Genomic DNA, 16,693 nt, shown 5'->3' on the forward strand with positions numbered 1-16,693 from the left:
GACCAAAAAGGTGGAGCCCAGGGATGGATCTAGGCCAAATAACAGCAGCCGAATTGTTGAGTGCATTGTCCTCTGGGCGTTTATCGGCGGCTGAGCTGATGCAACTGACGCTAGAGCGGATCGGCGCAGTGAACGAGCGCCTGAATGCAATCGTGGCGATGCGTGATCCTGATGATTTGATGGCCGAGGCCCGTGCTGTTGATTCCGGACCAAACCGTGGTCCGCTGCATGGTCTGCCGATTGCCGTCAAAGACTTGGTGAATGTTGCGGGCGTCGTTTCGTCCCAAGGATCACCAATCCTGAATGGGTTTATTCCGGAAACAGACGATCTGTTAGCCCAGCGGATGAAAGAGGCCGGGGCAATCCTGATCGGTAAAACCAATACCCCGGAATTCGGGTTGGGCTCACATACGTTCAACCCTGTATATGGCGTCACATGCAACCCATATGACCCCGAGCGTACCTGCGGCGGTTCATCCGGTGGGGCAGCAGTTGCGCTGGCGTCTGGCATGGTGGCGCTGGCCGATGGGTCTGACATGATGGGCAGCCTGCGCAACCCTGCGGCATGGAACAACGTCTATGGCTTCAGGCCCAGTTGGGGGCGGGTGCCAAACGAACCCGACGGTGACGGGTACTTGCACCAGCTTTCTACATTGGGCCCGATGGCGCGGAGCCCCGAAGATATTGGTCTATTGCTTGATGTGATCAGCGGCACTCATCCGTCTCAACCTTTGGGTCATCCGGGGGAAACCGTGTCTCCGGTCCAACCCGCAGATCTGACCGGAATGCGTATCGGGTGGTTGGATGACTGGGGCGGAGCCTTTCCATTCGAACCTGGTATCCGCGAGATTTGCCGTGACGCGCTCGAGGTGTTCACTCAACTCGGGGCCAAGGTCGAACCCCTCACACCGCCCTTTGACGCAGACCAGATGTGGAATAGCTGGATTACATTGCGTTCGTGGAGCGTGGCCGCCGGTCTTGCGTCTCTGACAGAACACCGCGCGTCACTGAAGGATACTGCGCAATGGGAACTGGACCGTGGTCTGGCGCTGACAGCGATGCAGGTCCATCGTGCCAGTGTTGTGCGAACCGAGTGGTTCCGACGTGCGACCGAAGTTTTCCAGGACTATGATGCGCTTATCCTGCCGTCGGCCCAGGTCTGGCCCTTCGACTTGCAGCTTGCATTTCCCACCGAAATCAACGGCACCCGGATGGATACCTATCACCGTTGGATGCAGGTCGTGGTGCCGGTCAGCCTGATCGGACTGCCTTGCCTCTCGGTTCCTGTTGGATTTGGATCCGAAGGCTTGCCGATGGGAATGCAGATCTTTGGTCCGCGCGGAGCGGATTCTCGCATTTTGTCCATCGGATCTGCATATCATTCTGCCACCAGTTGGCCGCAAAAACGACCCGCCTGAAAATCGACCGGATACGAAGGATAAAAGCCATGGACAAACAGTTTGGTGTTCCGAACATGGGGCGGGTAGATGTCGAAATGCTGCACGAGGCCCTAAGGCGAGGCTGGAGCGATTTTCGCCGCGCTCCGCTCTTTGGGCTGCTCTTTTCCGGGTTCTATGTTTTGATGGGTTGGCTGATGGTTTGGGTCACTCTCACGACCGGAACGACCTATTGGCTGATTTTGGCCGCAATCGGTTTCCCGATGCTGGGCCCCTTTGCCATGGTGGGGCTGTATGAGGTATCGCGGCGCATTCAAGAGGGTGAAGGTTTGGATTCTCGGGCCATATTTGGCGTAATCCTGGGTCAAAGCCGCCGTCAGTTACCTTCGATCTGCGCCATCATCGTTGTGATGTTTCTGTTCTGGTTCTTTCTTGGCCACATGATCTTTGCCCTTTTTATGGGGCTATCGACCATGACCAATGTGTCTTCGTCCCTTGAGGTGTTCCTTACATCAAACGGGTTGACGATGTTGGCGGTTGGAACAGCTGTTGGCGCGATTTTTGTGACCATCCTCTACATGATCACGGTGCTTTCAATTCCGATGCTTTTGGACCGAGAGCTGGATTTTGTGACCGCAATGATTGCCAGCTATAGCTATGTGGCCGCAAACCTCAGATTGATGCTGGGGTGGGGCGCGCTGATTGCGGTTCTGACGTTTGCCGCAATGATTCCCTGGTTTTTCGGCTTGTTGATCGTACTGCCGCTATTGGGGCACGCCAGTTGGCACCTATACTGGCTGATCTCTCAGGGCGGGGAAATCGCGCGTTAACACGCCAGGATCGTTGTCAAGCGCGGGCCATGACTTCTGGTCGGCGTGCAATGCGCGCGGCGGCCAGGACTGTCGAGGTGTCGTCCCCTAAATGTCTGAGCAATATCCGCCGTGTCGTCGTTGCGGTAGCTGTAGTTTTTGACAGGCAAATTGCGACACCGCGCCAACAGTTTGTTTGATTTTCAATTCCACGTGTCACCAGATAGATCCTGCTTTTCTGAGACGCACGACAGGACATGAGCATATAAATCTGCCGCCCGGCACAGGCCACGATACCTTGTACTTCGCGCTCAGCGACTGATGCTCCGGGTGTCTCGGAAATTGGTTCAAACCCTCTGACCAAAGTACATTGCGGTAACCTTCTGGCGTGAAAAAGCCTGTGTCTCAGGGGTTTTGTGCCATCAAGTTCTGTCTCGGTCGCATAATAGAACCCGCCGGGAAACAGAATTTCAGTCAGGGTGGCTGGGGTGGATCCTAGAAACTCAGTCAGGGCGACGGCAGCCGGGTGCTTGGACGGTTGGTCAATCTGATCCAAGGGATGGAGCAAAATCCGAGCATCAACATCAAAAAAGCGGCATATTCGGTCAAGGACATCGGGTCGGGGAAAGCTTTCGCCGCCAAGATAGCGATTGAACTGAGTTCGGTTCACTCCAAGCTGGCGGCACAGCTCGGAAACTGAATTATATTGTCCAGCAAGAGTTCTCAGATTGGCGCCGAACATCCTGCGTAGGTCGTCGGGGCTGCGGCTGTCGTTCGTCATTTTCGTCCCGGTACTTGTGTGTATTCCGAATAACCGCGACACAACTGGCCAACAAACCAGGCGCTGTCTGAAATCGTACAGATGACCCAGCGGACGCATCCCAACGCCGCGCTACCCTTGAAGGCTAACGCGATGATGCACAGACGCAATAGGTTAATTCTGATTTAGCTTAAACTTTTTAGGCAAATGTGACGTTGATGTTCACGTTTGGCGTATTGTGATCTTGCAAATTGGGTATTGCCGATACCCCGCCGCCAACTGGATGCGCCGGCGGGGCAGTTTTGGTCAATCGCCGCGCAACAGGGCTGCAACGCCGGTCCGGGCGATTTCGATCAGACCCAGCGGGCGCATCAGATCGGCAAAGGCGTCGATCTTGTCAGGTGCGCCGGTGATCTCAAAAATGAACGAATTCAACGTGCTGTCCACGACATTGGCACGGAAAATATCGGCCAGACGCAGCGCCTCGACCCGCTTGTCGCCGTCGCCGACCACCTTGATGATGGCCAATTCCCGCTCGACCGACGCGCCTTCGACCGTCAGGTCATGCACGTCGCGTACCGATACGATCCGGCCCAGCTGCGCCTTGATCTGTTCGATCACCTGCGGGGTGCCGGTGGTGACGATGGTGATGCGGCTGAGGTGGCCGGTATGGTCCACCTCGGCGACGGTCAGGCTTTCGATGTTATAACCACGGCCCGAGAACAGGCCGATGACGCGGGCTAGAACCCCCGGTTCATTCTCGACCAGAACTGCGATGGTATGGCGTTCCTGTACGTCGGAAAACGTGGGTCGTAGGTTATAGGCCGAATGGCGGGTGGAGCCTTTTTTGATATGTAGGGCAGACATGCTGAGCTAGTCCTCTTCGTAGCGAAGGTTCGATACACCTTCGGCATTCTCCAGAATTTTCCAAATTGCGCCACGCAATGCATCCACCTTGGGGGCTGCGTGGTATTTCTTGAACATCTTTCTCACATGCTCGGTCTTTGGTGAGAACTGAACCAGATGGCCATCACCATAGTTTGAGCAGCCGAAAACCAGGGCAAACGGCTCGTCGTGATCAATTTCGTGATACCATCCCCAGTCCTCGGCACAGGCGAAGGAAACCTCAAACCCGGATGCGGCAAGCTCTTCACTCAGAAAGATGCTGAGTTCCTTGCCAAACACATCCGGATTGATGAAATCATCAGCTTCTTCGTTCAACTCGTCCGGCGTAGGCTGGAAGCGCGTTGCGTCAAAACTGATCATCTGCGCTGTCATACCAGAACCGAACCTTTGCTATCGATCACGCCCTGCGTCTCGGCCTCGCCCAGCAGCATCTCGTTATGGGCCTTGCCCGACGGGATCATGGGGAAGCAGTTCTCGTGCTTTTCGACCAGACAGTCGAAGATCACGGGGCCGTCATAGTTGATCATCTCCATGATCGCATCGTCCAGATCGGCGGGGTCAGAACACAAGATACCCTTGGCGCCAAACGCCTCGGCGAGCTTGACGAAATCAGGCAGCGCTTCGGACCAGGAATGCGAATACCGTTCGCCATGCAGCAGTTCCTGCCACTGGCGCACCATGCCCAAGCGTTCGTTGTTCAGGATGAACTGTTTCACCGGCAGGCGATACTGCGTAGCAGTGCCCATTTCCTGCATGTTCATCAGCCACGAGGCCTCACCAGCCACGTTGATCACCAGCGCGTCGGGATGTGCCATCTGAACACCGATCGAGGCCGGGAATCCGTAACCCATCGTGCCCAGACCACCTGAGGTCATCCAGCGGTTGGGATCTTCGAAGCCAAGGTATTGAGCGGCCCACATCTGGTGTTGGCCAACCTCGGTCGTGATGTAACGGTCATGTTTTTTGGTCAGTTCTTCAAGGCGTTGCAGCGCGTATTGCGGTTTGATGGTCTTTTCGCTGTTGGTATAGGCAAGGCAGTTCACCTTGCGCCATTCGCCGATCTGTTCCTGCCATTTCGCAATAGCTGCGGTGTTGGACTTGCGACCGCGCGATTTCCAGACCTTGAGGATGTCCTCAAGCACGTGGGCCACATCGCCAACAATCGGGATATCAACGCGGATCACCTTGTTGATAGAAGACGGGTCGATGTCGATATGCGCTTTTTTGGAATCGGGCGAGAACGCGTCGATCCGTCCAGTGATGCGGTCATCAAAACGAGCGCCGATATTGATCATCAGATCGCAATCATGCATCGCCAGATTGGCCTCATACAACCCGTGCATGCCCAGCATACCAAGCCAGTTTTTGCCCGACGCCGGATAGGCGCCCAGACCCATCAGGGTCGAAGTGATCGGGAAATCTGTTGCGTCTACCAGTTCCCGCAGCAACTGGCTGGCTGCCGGGCCCGAATTGATGACGCCGCCGCCGGTGTAAAAGACGGGTTTCTTGGCGGTCTCAATCGCAGCAACCAACTCGGTGATCTCTTCCAGATCGCCCTTCACTATCGGTTGGTAGTGCGAGGTCGAGGGCTTTGGGGCGCTATAGTCACCGGTTGCGAACTGAACGTCTTTGGGGATATCGACCAGAACCGGACCAGGGCGGCCCGAGGTGGCGACATGGAACGCCTCGTGCAGGGTATCGGACAGCGAATTCGTGTCCTTTACCAGCCAGTTATGTTTGGTGCAGGGGCGGGTGATGCCAATAGTATCAGCCTCCTGAAAGGCGTCCGAGCCGATCATGAAGGTTGGAACCTGTCCGGTCAGAACAACAATCGGGATCGAGTCCAGAAGCGCATCTGTCAGCCCGGTCACCGCATTGGTAGCGCCGGGGCCCGAGGTCACAAGTGCAACGCCGGGCTTGCCGGTCGAGCGGGCATAGCCTTCGGCGGCGTGAACCGCACCCTGTTCGTGACGCACCAGAATGTGGCGAATGTCGTTTTGCAGAAAGATCTCATCATAGATCGGTAGCACGGCGCCACCGGGGTATCCGAATACCGTGTCCACGCCCTGATCCTTGAGGGCCTGAACTACCATCTTTGCGCCGGTCATCTCACGTGTCATCTGCTTTGCTCCGTTCGCGACATGTGTCTTGCGTTTCGCATAAAAAAAGCCCCCGAGATTTTCGGAGGCGCATGGGTTCGATTATGGTTTACCGTTACCGGCCCATGCGCGTGGTTCCTACGATTACGACTAGCGTTCTCATCGCCAGAGGCTCCTTTTTGCGTGGGTTGGACATTATGGGCGGTGGAAAGGGGCGTCAACAGGCAATTGCACCAATTTTCTAACTTCTGGGTGGTATTTTGCGACATTTTATTGCGCATTTTGACGCATGTTCGGAACTTTCGGGATTTTCGCCCCTTTGCAATGCTTGGCGAGTGGCACGGAAGTGTCGAAATGCGTCATGCCGATGTCCGAAACGGGCATGATCGTGATTTTAGGCTGAGTCACGCTGGACTTAATTGCAGTGGCGAGGGAGGCCGAACATGTTGCAGGATCTGGTTGATCTCGGGCGATACCCGATAGACCGCCCCGGTTCATGGGCATATGAGCAGCTGATAGGTGATCTGAGGCGCGAGCTGGATCGGGACGGCTGTGCTGTTCTTCCAGGTTTCGTACACGAGGATGGCGTGGCGCGTTTGCTGAAAGAAGCCGATAAGACTGCCGTTGGTGCACATAGGTCATTTAGCCGAACGAATCCGTATTTCACCAAAGACGACCCGGCATTGGCGCCAAGCCATCCGGTGCGTCGATTTTATGATCGGTCGAATGCCTTTGTGCCAGCGGACAGTTTTTCCAAATCCGGACCGCTGCGACGTATTTATGAGTTCGCTGGTTTTTTACCTTTCATTCGAACGGCATTGAACGAGTCCGAAGACCGGTTCTTTCGCTACGATGATCCTTTGGCTGATGTCATCATCAACGTGGTCGAAGAAGGGCAGGGGTTTCCCTGGCATTTTGACACCAACAACTACACCGTGACGCTGGCCATTCAGAATGGAGAATTCGGTGGTGAATTCGAATATGCCCCCAACCTGCGAAGCGCCGAGGATGAGAATTTCGCGGCTGTTTCTGCGGTTCTGGGCGGTGATCGGACACGGGTGCACCAGTTGGTGTTGAACCCAGGGGATCTGCAGATTTTCAAAGGGCGCTATTCCTTGCACCGGGTCGCTCCCGTGAAAGGAGAGCGCAGACGATATGTCGGGATCTTTTCTTTTGTCGAAACCGAAGGCATGTGCGGTGGGGTGGAACGGACCCGTCAGTTATATGGGCGTGTTCTTCAGCATCACCATGACAAGGAAGGAGTCCGGCGCGACGCCCTTCTGGATTGACGGTAACTAAGAGTGCTCTCGCCCGTTGCCCGCCTGCCTGCGGCGGCTAGGCCGAGCAGCGCGTGCCGCGCTACGGGATCAGAACCCTGGGCTGGTGCCCTGTAGAACGCCGTGCTCCAGCGCATAGCGGGTCAGGCCGGCAGTTGAGGATATGCCCAATTTTCGTTTGATGTTCTTGCGATGGGTTTCGACCGTTCGCACTGAGATATCAAGTGTTTGGGCGACTTCCTTGTTCGATTTCCCTTGTGCCAGCTCCAGCAAGATCGTCTGCTCGCGCCCGGTCAAAGCCTCGCGCGTTGTGTCGCCTTTGGGTTTGAGGGAACCGCTTGCGCCCGTGCACAAGTATTGTTCACCCCGCATGACGGCATCGATGGCCTTTTTGATTTCATCCGTTGGGACGTCCTTGAGCACGTACCCTTTTGCACCATGGCTGAGAGCAGTCGAAATATATTCGGGGCTGTCATGCATGGACAGGATCAGAATGCAGGTGTCCGGTATGCGTTCAAGGATGATCTCGGTTGCGCTCAGACCGCTTAGCCCGGGCATGTTCAGGTCCATCAGGATGACGTCAGGCTTCAGATCCGCAACCTGATCAACCGCTTTCTTTCCGCTGCTGAGTGTCCCGACCACGGTGATGTCGTCATAGCTTTCGAGGATCGACTGGATCCCCTCGGCCACCATTGGATGATCGTCGACAATCAGGACCCGGATCGTCTGGTCGCTCATGTACCGGCCTTTCGGTTCGGAGTTGCGTCTTCCTGCGGCGGCAACAGGTGGCTGAGTGGCAGGCTGACCTCGATCACTGTGCCGCTGCGGTGGCCGCGTGATGACAGAATACGCAGCGATCCGTCAAGTTGCTCGATCCGTTCCTGCATGTTGCGCAACCCAATCCCGGTACTGCCCCGACCCGGAGAGTTGCGCAAACCGCGGCCATTGTCGGTTATTCGCATGGTTGCGCCTTTCTTGTGCCCGCGCAGATCGATGGTGACATGGGTGGCTCCGGAATGGCGTTCGATATTGGTCAGGGCCTCTTGGGCAATGCGATAGAGGGCGATCTTGCTATCCTGATCCAGCCGGTTGCGGAAAACAACGGTCGAGAAATCGGTCTCGATCCCGGTTCTCTCGCGGAAATCATCTGTCAGAGCCTCAAGCGCGGGGCCGAGGCCCAAATCGTCCAGCACGCCGGGGCGCAAGTCGCGACTGATGCGGCGGACCTCGCTGATGGCGGTTCCCAGATGCTCGATCCCCTTGTCCAGTGGATCATGCGCGCCCACATCATCGCCGCGCGACAGGCGACGGCGGGCGTTGTCCAACGCAAAGCGCACGCCCACAAGGATCTGACTGATCCCGTCATGAAGCTCGCGTGCCACACGGCCGCGCTCTTCCTCTTGTGCGTCGAACACCCGTTGGGTCAGCTGTTTCAGCTTGGCATCGGCCAGACGTCTTTCGCGGATGTTGAGCAACATGCCTGAGGCAAAGACAATCAGAACAGCGGCCAGAACAATGGCACCGATATACATGAAGGTACGCTGCACGCGCGCTTCAACCTCGGCCCGTGCGCTGGCAACTGCGGCAACAATGTCATCGATGAATACCCCGGTGCCCACGACCCAGCGCCAATCCTGAAGGCCGACGACATAGGCGATCATCTGCGCTTCTTCCCCGGTCGAGGGCTTTTGCCACATAAAGCTGTGCCAACCCGCACCCTGACGAGCAAGGCGAATGAACTCATTCACCACCGGCGTGCCGTCGCTGTCGGTCAGACCCTCCCAATTTCGGTTGATGAACTCAGTCTGACGGGGGCTGACCAGATTGGTGCCGTCATAGTCATAGACGAAAAAGAACCCGTCCTGCCCATAGATCATGGCCGACAGGATTTGCGCGACCTGAGTTTTGGCGGCGGTGTCATCCGGAGCCGCGCGCCCGTAGATATAGGCAAACCCATTGCGCGCCTGAGTCACATAGTTGCGCAGCTCTTCCTTCTTGGCCTGAATCAAAGAGCGTTCCAGTGCTTCAATTTCGCGCTCGGCAGTGGCGCGCGCCTCATAGGCAACCATCACCGCAATCGCGGCCACCGCCACGACCAGCGGGATCGCCGCCACCAGCGACAGCTTTTGAGCATAGGTCAACGAGACCAGTTGTCGAAGTCTTTGCATGGACGAATCGATACGCAAGCCACAGCAAAATTGCAAAAAGATTGGGCGTCTGGCGGGAAAACGGCACCAAAAATCCCTGTTTTGCTATGATTGGACCGTTATTGCCTGTGCAATTCGCGCAGAAAGCCGCGTTTCTACGCAGTAGTAGGTATTCCCTTTCACTTCCTTGTGACTAGTCTTGCCGCTGTTGAATACGACAGGCCCGGACAATCCGGGTCATGATTATGAAGGGGAGGATCACTCATATGGACCGTCGTTCATTTCTGAAAACATCCGCACTGGGCGGCTCGGCTGCTGCAGCGACCACGCTGGCGGCACCGGCCTATGCACAGGGCAAGCGCACGCTGACCATGGTCACATCCTGGGGCCGTGGCCTTGCAGGTGTGTTCGACAGCGCGCAGCGTTGCGCCGACAGCATCACCACCATGTCGGACGGCAACCTGAACGTTGAGATCAAAGCAGCCGGTGAGCTGGTTGGCGCGTTCGAAGTGTTTGACGCGGTATCATCCGGTCAGGCCGACATGTACCACGCGGCAGACTACTATTTTGTGGGTCAGCATCCGGGCTATGCATTCTTTACCGCTGTTCCGTTTGGTATGACCGCCCAGGAACTGGTGAACTGGTACTACCATGCCGGTGGTATGGAACTGCATGACGAGCTGGGCGAAATCTTTGGCCTTAAATCCTTCCTGGCTGGTAACACCGGTGCGCAGGCGGGTGGCTGGTACTCGAAAGAGATCAACAGCCCCGAAGATTTCAACGGCCTGAAGTTCCGCATGCCGGGGCTGGGCGGTAAAGCTCTGGGTAAACTGGGCGCATCCGTACAGAACATTCCGGGCTCCGAAGTGTATCAGGCGCTGTCATCCGGCGCGATCGACGGAACCGAGTGGATCGGTCCGTGGGCTGACGAAAAAGCCGGTTTCCAGGAAATCACCAAGACATACTACACCGCGGGCTTCCATGAGCCGGGTGCGGGTCTTTCGCTGGCAACCAACCGCGAGGTCTATGACAGCCTGTCTGCCTCGCAGCAGAAGATCATCGAGATCGCCGCAGGTGAATGCCATCAGTGGAACCTGGCGCAATTCCTGGCCAACAACGGCGCGGCGCTGCAGCGTCTGCAGGCTGGTGGCGTCAAGGTCATGGAGTTCCCGGACAGCGTTTGGGACGCGTTTGGTGCCGCAAGCCAGGAAGTCCTGGACGAGAACATGGGCGACGAGCTGTTCAAGCGCATCCACGACAGCGCGATGGAATCCATGGCCGCGTCTTCGGCCTGGAACAATCTGTCGTCGGGTGTCTACACCTCGCAGCGCGACCGCGTTCGCGGCTAAGTCACTTCGATCTTTGAAATCGGTTCCCCCGGATGTCGGGGGAGCCTTTCCCGTTGCGCATCTGACGGTCAGACAAACTGTAACTCTCAAATGTGCAACTGACGCGACCTGGGGACAACATGCAGGACGAAAACGGTATCTCGTTCTTCGGCGCCCTGTGGAATGGACTGATATGGTTCATTCAGAGCATTGCCGAAGCCTTCATTAATTTCGGATACGCCATCACGCATCCGCAACTCTGGCTGGACTGGTCGGACAAAGAAGCAGTCATGCGCTTTGTCTATTACGGCGGGTCGGTCGAGTTCTTCTTTGTGGTTTTCACGCTGTTTCTGGTGTTGACGGCCATTGGTCTTTACTACCGCAATTTCATGTGGGCGATGGTGCGCGGGCTTGAAGGCTTTGCCAACACGACGGGGCGTTTCTTCGCCTGGGCAGGCCTTTTGATGGTGGTTCAGCAGATCATCATCGTGTTCATGCAGCGGGTCTTTACGCGCCCGGATATGTCCTTTGGGCTGGGTATCCCGTTTCAGATGGATATCAGCTGGTTCGCGGAAGAGCTGAAACTGTATAACGCCATGGTCGTGTGCCTGTGCTGCACCTACACCTTTGTACAGGGCGGCCATGTCCGCGTTGACCTGATCTATGCCGGCATCAGCCACCGCGCCAAACGTGTGGTCGACATGTGTGGTGCCATACTGTTCATGATGCCGATGGCGGTGCTGACCTGGATGTATGGCTGGTACTTCATGTGGCGGCATCTGATCGTGCCGAAGCCCTCGGCCAGTGATACTTTGGACCGGCTGGTGGCCAAGTCCCGCGCGCTGCGCTGGAACGTGGAAACCATCGGGTTCAGCCCCAACGGATTCAACGGCTATTTCCTGTTCAAGATCCTACTGATCGCCTTCGCAGCGATGGTGTTCCTGCATGCGATTGCATTCCTGTACCGCTCGTATCTGGAATATGTGGAAGGCCCGGAAAGTGTTGGAAAATACCTCGACAAGGACAGCCTTGGCGAGGGTGAAGAAGCCTACGAAGGCGCGCATTAGGGACGGAGAACCAGACAATGCTATTCGGACTTGATGGCGTCGAGATAGGCCTCATTATCGTATTTTTCTGCCTCTTCGGAGGTATTCTATCCGGTTTTCCGGTGGCCTTCGCCATCGGCGGGGCAGGAGTGATCTCATTCGGCATCATCGCCGCATTGGACAGCGCAGGTTTGCTGATTCACCAGGCGATCGACACCGGCTCTGCGGCGTATCGGGATCTGGTCAGCACCGGGGTTAAACCCGATACCATATCAGTGTTCCGCTTCCCGGACTTACCAAGGATTGCCGAGCCTGTTTTTGTCTCGGGCTGGGAAACCGCTCTGGACCGCAACGTGTCGTTCATCGTGAACCGCATGAACGAGCGTGTTCTGGCCGGTCAGTCTATCGAAACCCTTCTGGCGGTTTTGATGTTCGTGCTGATGGGCATCACGCTTGAACGGTCGAAGATCGCCAATGATCTGCTGACCACAATGGCGCGCGTCTTTGGACCGTTGCCGGGTGGTCTGGCCGTCTCGATTGTGGTCGTGGGGGCGTTTCTTGCGGCCTCAACCGGGATCGTGGGCGCGACCGTTGTAACCATGGGCTTGCTGGCGCTGCCAACCATGCTGCGCAACAACTATTCGCCTGAATTGGCGACGGGTGTCATTGCGGCTTCAGGTACGCTGGGGCAGATCATCCCGCCCTCGATCGTGATTGTTCTGCTGGGAACGCTGGCCGGTGACTTGTATTCGACGGCTCAAGAGACCCGCGCGGTTGACGCAGGATGCACGGACGCACTGACCTATCTGGGTGAGCCCGCGGTCGTATCGGTTGGTACTTTGTTCCAGGCCGCCTTGCTGCCAGGGATCATGCTGGCGCTGCTATATGCGCTTTATGCCTTTGGCTATGCGCTGCTCAACCCGCATAAGGCGCCTGCGGTGCCCATGACCGGCGGCAGCGGAGAGCCCATTACCCGTTCAGAAGGTTTCACCTGGTTGCTGGGTGCACCTGTCGCGTTGATCGTGGGTACGGTTCTGCTGGGCAATCTAGGGGTCATCGGCAGCCAGAACGTCTCGGTCTCGGCCTTCTCCGATATCGGGCAGGGCGCATCGCTGCGGACCAACGTTTCCGAAACCTGCAAAGCCTCGATGATCGAGCTGCATGGTCAATCCGCTTGGGATCAGGCCGTGGCCGAGCAAACGGCCATTGATGACGCAGGTGGTGCCGCAGAATCAACTCGTCTGACCGAGGAAGAGCTTGCCACCGCGCAGCAGGAGAAGATTGCCAACGCCGCTCCGATTGGAACGGGTGTTGCGGTGATGGTTCTGTTGCTGGGTCTGACCATTGTGATGGGTCGGGGCATCGCGCCGTCTCGGTCGCCACAGCCGCTGATCCTTGGGGCCATTGGTCTGATCCTGATGTTGCTTGTCGATATTCTGTTCGTGTCGCCAACAACCTCGTCAGGGTTGACCTTTGTGATGCTGGCGTTGCCCTTTGCCTTGGCCATCTATGGCTGCAAAGAGGCTGCGGCGCGCTGTGCCACCAATGATCTGATCCGGGTGGTCTTTCCACCGCTGGTTCTGATCATCGCGGTGCTGGGGTCGATCCTGGGCGGGGTGACCAACCCGACCCCGGCGGCGGCACTGGGCGCGGGTGGTGCGATCATGCTGGCGGCCTATCGAAAGCTGCAAGATCAGGAGCGGTCTGGCAAGGTCATCATCTGGGCCACCTTCGCCGTGGTCATTGCCCTGTTGATGGGGGTCAATTTTGATCTGCGCATCAATCAGAGCAGCGCCTCGGCCGAAACCTGGATTGCCTTCATCATAGCCTATGCGGCCTATCTGTATGCCCTGTTCGGTTTGCTGTTCGGCTGCTGGGTTCTGTATTCCAGCGGCGTGCTGACCCCGGTGGTGCGGGAGACCGCCAAGGTGACCTCAATGGTGTTTACCATCTTGATCGGGTCTCAGTTGCTGAACCTTGTGGTGATCTCGTTTGGCGGTGAGCACTATATCCAGCAGTTCCTCAAGAGCTTTGACAATGAATTCACAGTCTTCCTGATCGTGATGCTGGTGCTGTTCTTCCTTGGGTTCGTACTGGATTTCCTGGAAATCATCTACATCGTGATCCCGATTGTAGGCCCGGTAATCTACGGCGGGTCTTTTGATCCGAAATGGGTGACGATCATGGTGGCGGTGAACCTGCAGACCTCGTTCCTGACACCACCTTTTGGATTTGCGCTGTTCTATCTGCGCGGGGTCGCGCCGAAAGAAGTGACCACCGGCCACATCTATCGTGGGATTGTACCGTTTGTGCTGATCCAGGTGGTCGGTATCGGAATCCTTTGGTTCTTCCCTGCGATTGTGACCATCGTGCCGGATCTGATCCCGAATTGATCAAAGATCATGTGTTCAAATGAAAAGGGGGCCAGCTGGCCCCCTTTGCTTTGTTGGTAGGTAAAAGGGGCCAGCCCCTTCTTGGCCTGTGGCCAATTCAGCCCCGAGGTATTTTGGGCCAGATGAAGATGAGGATCAGGTGAATTGGATCAGATCCCAGCGGTTGCCGAATGGGTCCTGCCAGACCGCTACGGTCCCATAAGGTTCATGGCGCGGGGCTTCTTCGAAATGGACGCCTTTGGCCAGCATGGCCTTATAGTCGCGGTCGAAATTGTCTGTTTCCAGAAAGAAGCCGACCCGACCACCTGTCTGGTTGCCGATTGCGGTTCTTTGATCTGCATCGGCGGCCCTGGCGAGTAGAAGTGAGCCCCCGGTGGATCCGGGTGGGCTTACGCGGACCCATCTTTTTCCAGCGCCCAAGTCGATGTCCTGCGTCAGGGAAAAGCTGAGTGTATGCGTGAAAAAGGCGATGGCATCATCGTAATCCGGCACGACAAGCGTAACGGCGTGGAGGCTTTGTCGCATCAGGTTTCAGCCTTTGGTCGGGTGACGATCAGGCAGTTGGATGCTGGCAACCTGTTCGGCGATGGGGGCGGTGGACAGCGGGTGGTGGCCGTCATGTGCAATGTCACAGGGATCCTTGACCCGTTTCCATTCGCCCTGACTGTACACTTCCAGCCCTGCAAAGCGGGATTTGTATCCCATTTTCGGGCTGCCAGGCACCCAGTAGCCAAGATAAATATAGGGCAGACCCGCCTCGCGTGCGATGTCGATGTGATCCAAAATCATGTACGTGCCCAGTGAATTCTGAGGCTGTTCCGGGCTATAGAATGAATAGACCATGCTCAGCCCGTCATCCAAGACATCGGTCAAACTGACTGCGATCAGATTGCCGGATTCCGGGTCTGAATATTCGACCACTCGGCTGCGTATGGGGGTCTCTTCGATCATGGCTGCAAATTCGAAGACGTCCATATCCGCCATGCCGCCATCCGCATGTCGGGTATCAAGATAGGTGCGGAAAAGGTCATACTGTTCGTCGGTAGCCCATGGGGAATTCGCCCGGCGTCGCAGATATGAGTTCCGCCTGACCGCGCGTTTCTGGCTTTTGCTGGGTTGAAAGGCCGAAACGTCAATCCGCGCGGACAAACACGCGGCGCAATCGGTGCAGGAAGGGCGGTATAGGACGTTCTGAGACCGTCGAAACCCTTGCTGGGAAAGGGAGTCATTCAGTTGATTTGCGCCCTCGCCCTGCAGCGCTGTGAACAGCTTACGCTCCATCTTGCCCTCAAGATAAGGGCAAGGCTGAGGGGCCGTAACGTAGAATTGCGGCGCGATTGGCAGCGTGTGTCGCATGAATGTCCTATGGTTCCTGAAACGCGATGATAACAACCGTTCCCGGAGCCGCCAAGTGATTCACGCGACAGTCTTTTAAGCGCGACGGTTAATCATAACAGTTCCGAGAAGGGTGTCAGTCAGGCCCTGGCCGCGCGCGCCGGTCAGCATCATGATGACTGAAATGATTTGCAGCACCGGAAATGCCATGCTGACAAAATAACCGGCTGTGTGTGCGACCGCTTTACCTGTATCCATTCGTTCACCAAAAGCGTCGCGCAGTTCGACCCCCATGAAACGCATACCCAGAGTGGCCGAGCCGTTGGCGATTGTGACGACGCGATAGACAAAACTGACCACCGCATAAATCAGGGCGAGTATCAGTACGCCTAGCCCGAGGGTCAGGACGATGGCGACGGTACAAAGCAGCGAAATAAAGGCGATATCGAACAGCCAGGCCAGGAACCGTTTGGTCGTGACGGACTGGTAAAACTCGGGCTGTCGGTTCGGGTCTGGCAAGGAGTGCATACGGGTCATTCCGGTAGATGTTTCAAATACCCTGTCCCGATTGTCGGAACAGGGCAAGGTCGATCAGGCGTTATCGCCGGTTTCATCGCTTTCGCGGTTCTCGCGGACGCGTTCATCCATGAACTGGTCGAATTCGGCCTTGTCTTTCGCTTCGCGCAGGCGATGCAGGAACGCTTCGAATTCCTGTTGCTCACGCTCCAGCCGAGCCAGAGTGTCGGACTTGTAGGCGTCGAATGCGCTGTTGCCCGAGGGTTTCATTGCGCTCATGTGGCTGTGCCAGGATTTGCGACGGCTGCAGGATTTGTTGAACATACGTTTGCTCCAGATCATGTAGGCCAGAAGGGCCAGGCCGACGGGCCAGAAAAAGATAAAGCCAAGGACCATGGCAGCGATCCAGGCCCCTTTGCCTTTATCGTCAAGCCAGGCTTCTGCGCGGCTGAGCCATCCCGGGTTTTCAGGGACGGCGTGTTCGGTCAATGCGGTCATTGGTGCTCTCCGGGTTAGATGTAAATTGCTTTCACATTGAATAGATGGGGGCACCAAACCCAGTTACAAGAGGTCAATGTGAAAATGATTTACATTTCTGAATTTCGGATGGTTGACCTGAAATCTGAACAAGCGCAATTTCAGTCTAACGCACCACGGTTTCTTTCAAACATTGACTGGGT

At 56.5% G+C, this 16,693-nt stretch carries 16 protein-coding genes; 6 read left to right on the forward strand and 10 right to left on the reverse strand.

Translation table 11 applies throughout. The annotated features are described in order from the left end of the window. The first annotated feature begins 23 nt into the window (after nucleotides 1-23). Both FN806_RS01360 and FN806_RS01365 read left to right on the forward strand, forming a co-directional pair. Nucleotides 24-1,418 (forward strand): amidase, encoded by a 1,395-nt coding sequence (locus tag FN806_RS01360; RefSeq protein ID WP_142633275.1) that lies wholly within the window; start codon nucleotides 24-26, stop codon nucleotides 1,416-1,418. A 29-nt stretch (nucleotides 1,419-1,447) separates the two neighbouring features. Further along, nucleotides 1,448-2,227, forward strand: coding sequence for a DUF2189 domain-containing protein (locus FN806_RS01365; protein WP_142633278.1), 780 nt, complete (start codon nucleotides 1,448-1,450; stop codon nucleotides 2,225-2,227). A 16-nt stretch (nucleotides 2,228-2,243) separates the two neighbouring features. On the opposite strand, the gene FN806_RS01370 is transcribed toward FN806_RS01365, so the two are convergent. The 4 genes from FN806_RS01370 to FN806_RS01385 all read right to left on the reverse strand — a co-directional run bounded on the left by FN806_RS01370 (nucleotide 2,244) and on the right by FN806_RS01385 (nucleotide 5,992). After that, on the reverse strand, nucleotides 2,244-3,086 hold the full coding sequence (locus FN806_RS01370; protein WP_342781989.1) for a helix-turn-helix domain-containing protein: 843 nt from the start codon (nucleotides 3,084-3,086) through the stop codon (nucleotides 2,244-2,246). A 186-nt stretch (nucleotides 3,087-3,272) separates the two neighbouring features. Next, nucleotides 3,273-3,833, reverse strand: a complete 561-nt coding sequence (ilvN, locus tag FN806_RS01375; protein ID WP_142633282.1) for an acetolactate synthase small subunit — start codon at nucleotides 3,831-3,833, stop codon at nucleotides 3,273-3,275. A 6-nt stretch (nucleotides 3,834-3,839) separates the two neighbouring features. After that, nucleotides 3,840-4,232, reverse strand: coding sequence for a hypothetical protein (locus FN806_RS01380; RefSeq protein ID WP_142633284.1), 393 nt, complete (start codon nucleotides 4,230-4,232; stop codon nucleotides 3,840-3,842). A gap of 8 nt (nucleotides 4,233-4,240) precedes the next feature. After that, complete coding sequence (locus FN806_RS01385) at nucleotides 4,241-5,992, reverse strand: acetolactate synthase 3 large subunit (RefSeq protein ID WP_142633286.1); 1,752 nt, start codon at nucleotides 5,990-5,992, stop codon at nucleotides 4,241-4,243. A 422-nt stretch (nucleotides 5,993-6,414) separates the two neighbouring features. On the opposite strand from FN806_RS01385, the gene FN806_RS01390 reads away from it, so the two are divergent. After that, nucleotides 6,415-7,260 carry a HalD/BesD family halogenase gene (locus tag FN806_RS01390; RefSeq protein ID WP_142633288.1) on the forward strand — a complete coding sequence of 282 codons (846 nt, stop codon included), beginning with the start codon at nucleotides 6,415-6,417 and terminating at the stop codon, nucleotides 7,258-7,260. A 78-nt stretch (nucleotides 7,261-7,338) separates the two neighbouring features. On the opposite strand, the gene FN806_RS01395 is transcribed toward FN806_RS01390, so the two are convergent. Both FN806_RS01395 and FN806_RS01400 read right to left on the reverse strand, forming a co-directional pair. Next, nucleotides 7,339-7,986 carry a response regulator transcription factor gene (locus tag FN806_RS01395; protein WP_142633290.1) on the reverse strand — a complete coding sequence of 216 codons (648 nt, stop codon included), beginning with the start codon at nucleotides 7,984-7,986 and terminating at the stop codon, nucleotides 7,339-7,341. Further along, nucleotides 7,983-9,416 carry a cache domain-containing protein gene (locus FN806_RS01400; RefSeq protein WP_142633292.1) on the reverse strand — a complete coding sequence of 478 codons (1,434 nt, stop codon included), beginning with the start codon at nucleotides 9,414-9,416 and terminating at the stop codon, nucleotides 7,983-7,985. Before FN806_RS01400 ends, FN806_RS01395 begins: the two co-directional genes overlap by 4 nt. A gap of 245 nt (nucleotides 9,417-9,661) precedes the next feature. On the opposite strand from FN806_RS01400, the gene FN806_RS01405 reads away from it, so the two are divergent. The 3 genes from FN806_RS01405 (at nucleotide 9,662) to FN806_RS01415 (ending at nucleotide 14,162) form a co-directional block, all read left to right on the forward strand. Further along, nucleotides 9,662-10,744: a TRAP transporter substrate-binding protein gene (locus tag FN806_RS01405; protein ID WP_142633295.1), complete on the forward strand. Its 1,083-nt coding sequence runs from the start codon at nucleotides 9,662-9,664 to the stop codon at nucleotides 10,742-10,744. 119 nt (nucleotides 10,745-10,863) lie between these two features. Continuing rightward, the gene (locus FN806_RS01410; RefSeq protein ID WP_142633297.1) at nucleotides 10,864-11,790 is read left to right on the forward strand and encodes a TRAP transporter small permease subunit; all 927 of its coding nucleotides are present in this window, start codon (nucleotides 10,864-10,866) and stop codon (nucleotides 11,788-11,790) included. 17 nt (nucleotides 11,791-11,807) lie between these two features. After that, nucleotides 11,808-14,162 carry a TRAP transporter large permease gene (locus FN806_RS01415; protein WP_142633299.1) on the forward strand — a complete coding sequence of 785 codons (2,355 nt, stop codon included), beginning with the start codon at nucleotides 11,808-11,810 and terminating at the stop codon, nucleotides 14,160-14,162. 135 nt (nucleotides 14,163-14,297) lie between these two features. On the opposite strand, the gene FN806_RS01420 is transcribed toward FN806_RS01415, so the two are convergent. The 4 genes from FN806_RS01420 to FN806_RS01435 all read right to left on the reverse strand — a co-directional run bounded on the left by FN806_RS01420 (nucleotide 14,298) and on the right by FN806_RS01435 (nucleotide 16,511). Then, entirely contained in the window at nucleotides 14,298-14,687 is a 390-nt protein-coding gene (locus FN806_RS01420) for a VOC family protein (RefSeq protein ID WP_142633301.1), read from the reverse strand. Nucleotides 14,688-14,693: 6 nt separating this feature from the next. Continuing rightward, on the reverse strand, nucleotides 14,694-15,518 hold the full coding sequence (locus FN806_RS01425) for an arginyltransferase (RefSeq protein ID WP_142633303.1): 825 nt from the start codon (nucleotides 15,516-15,518) through the stop codon (nucleotides 14,694-14,696). 75 nt (nucleotides 15,519-15,593) lie between these two features. After that, complete coding sequence (locus FN806_RS01430; protein WP_142635100.1) at nucleotides 15,594-16,025, reverse strand: RDD family protein; 432 nt, start codon at nucleotides 16,023-16,025, stop codon at nucleotides 15,594-15,596. A gap of 63 nt (nucleotides 16,026-16,088) precedes the next feature. Further along, entirely contained in the window at nucleotides 16,089-16,511 is a 423-nt protein-coding gene (locus tag FN806_RS01435) for a DUF2852 domain-containing protein (RefSeq protein WP_142633305.1), read from the reverse strand. Between the last annotated feature and the right edge of the window lie 182 nt (nucleotides 16,512-16,693).

This window comes from Ruegeria faecimaris (assembly GCF_900182615.1).
Taxonomy (GTDB): Bacteria; Pseudomonadota; Alphaproteobacteria; order Rhodobacterales; family Rhodobacteraceae; genus Ruegeria; species Ruegeria faecimaris.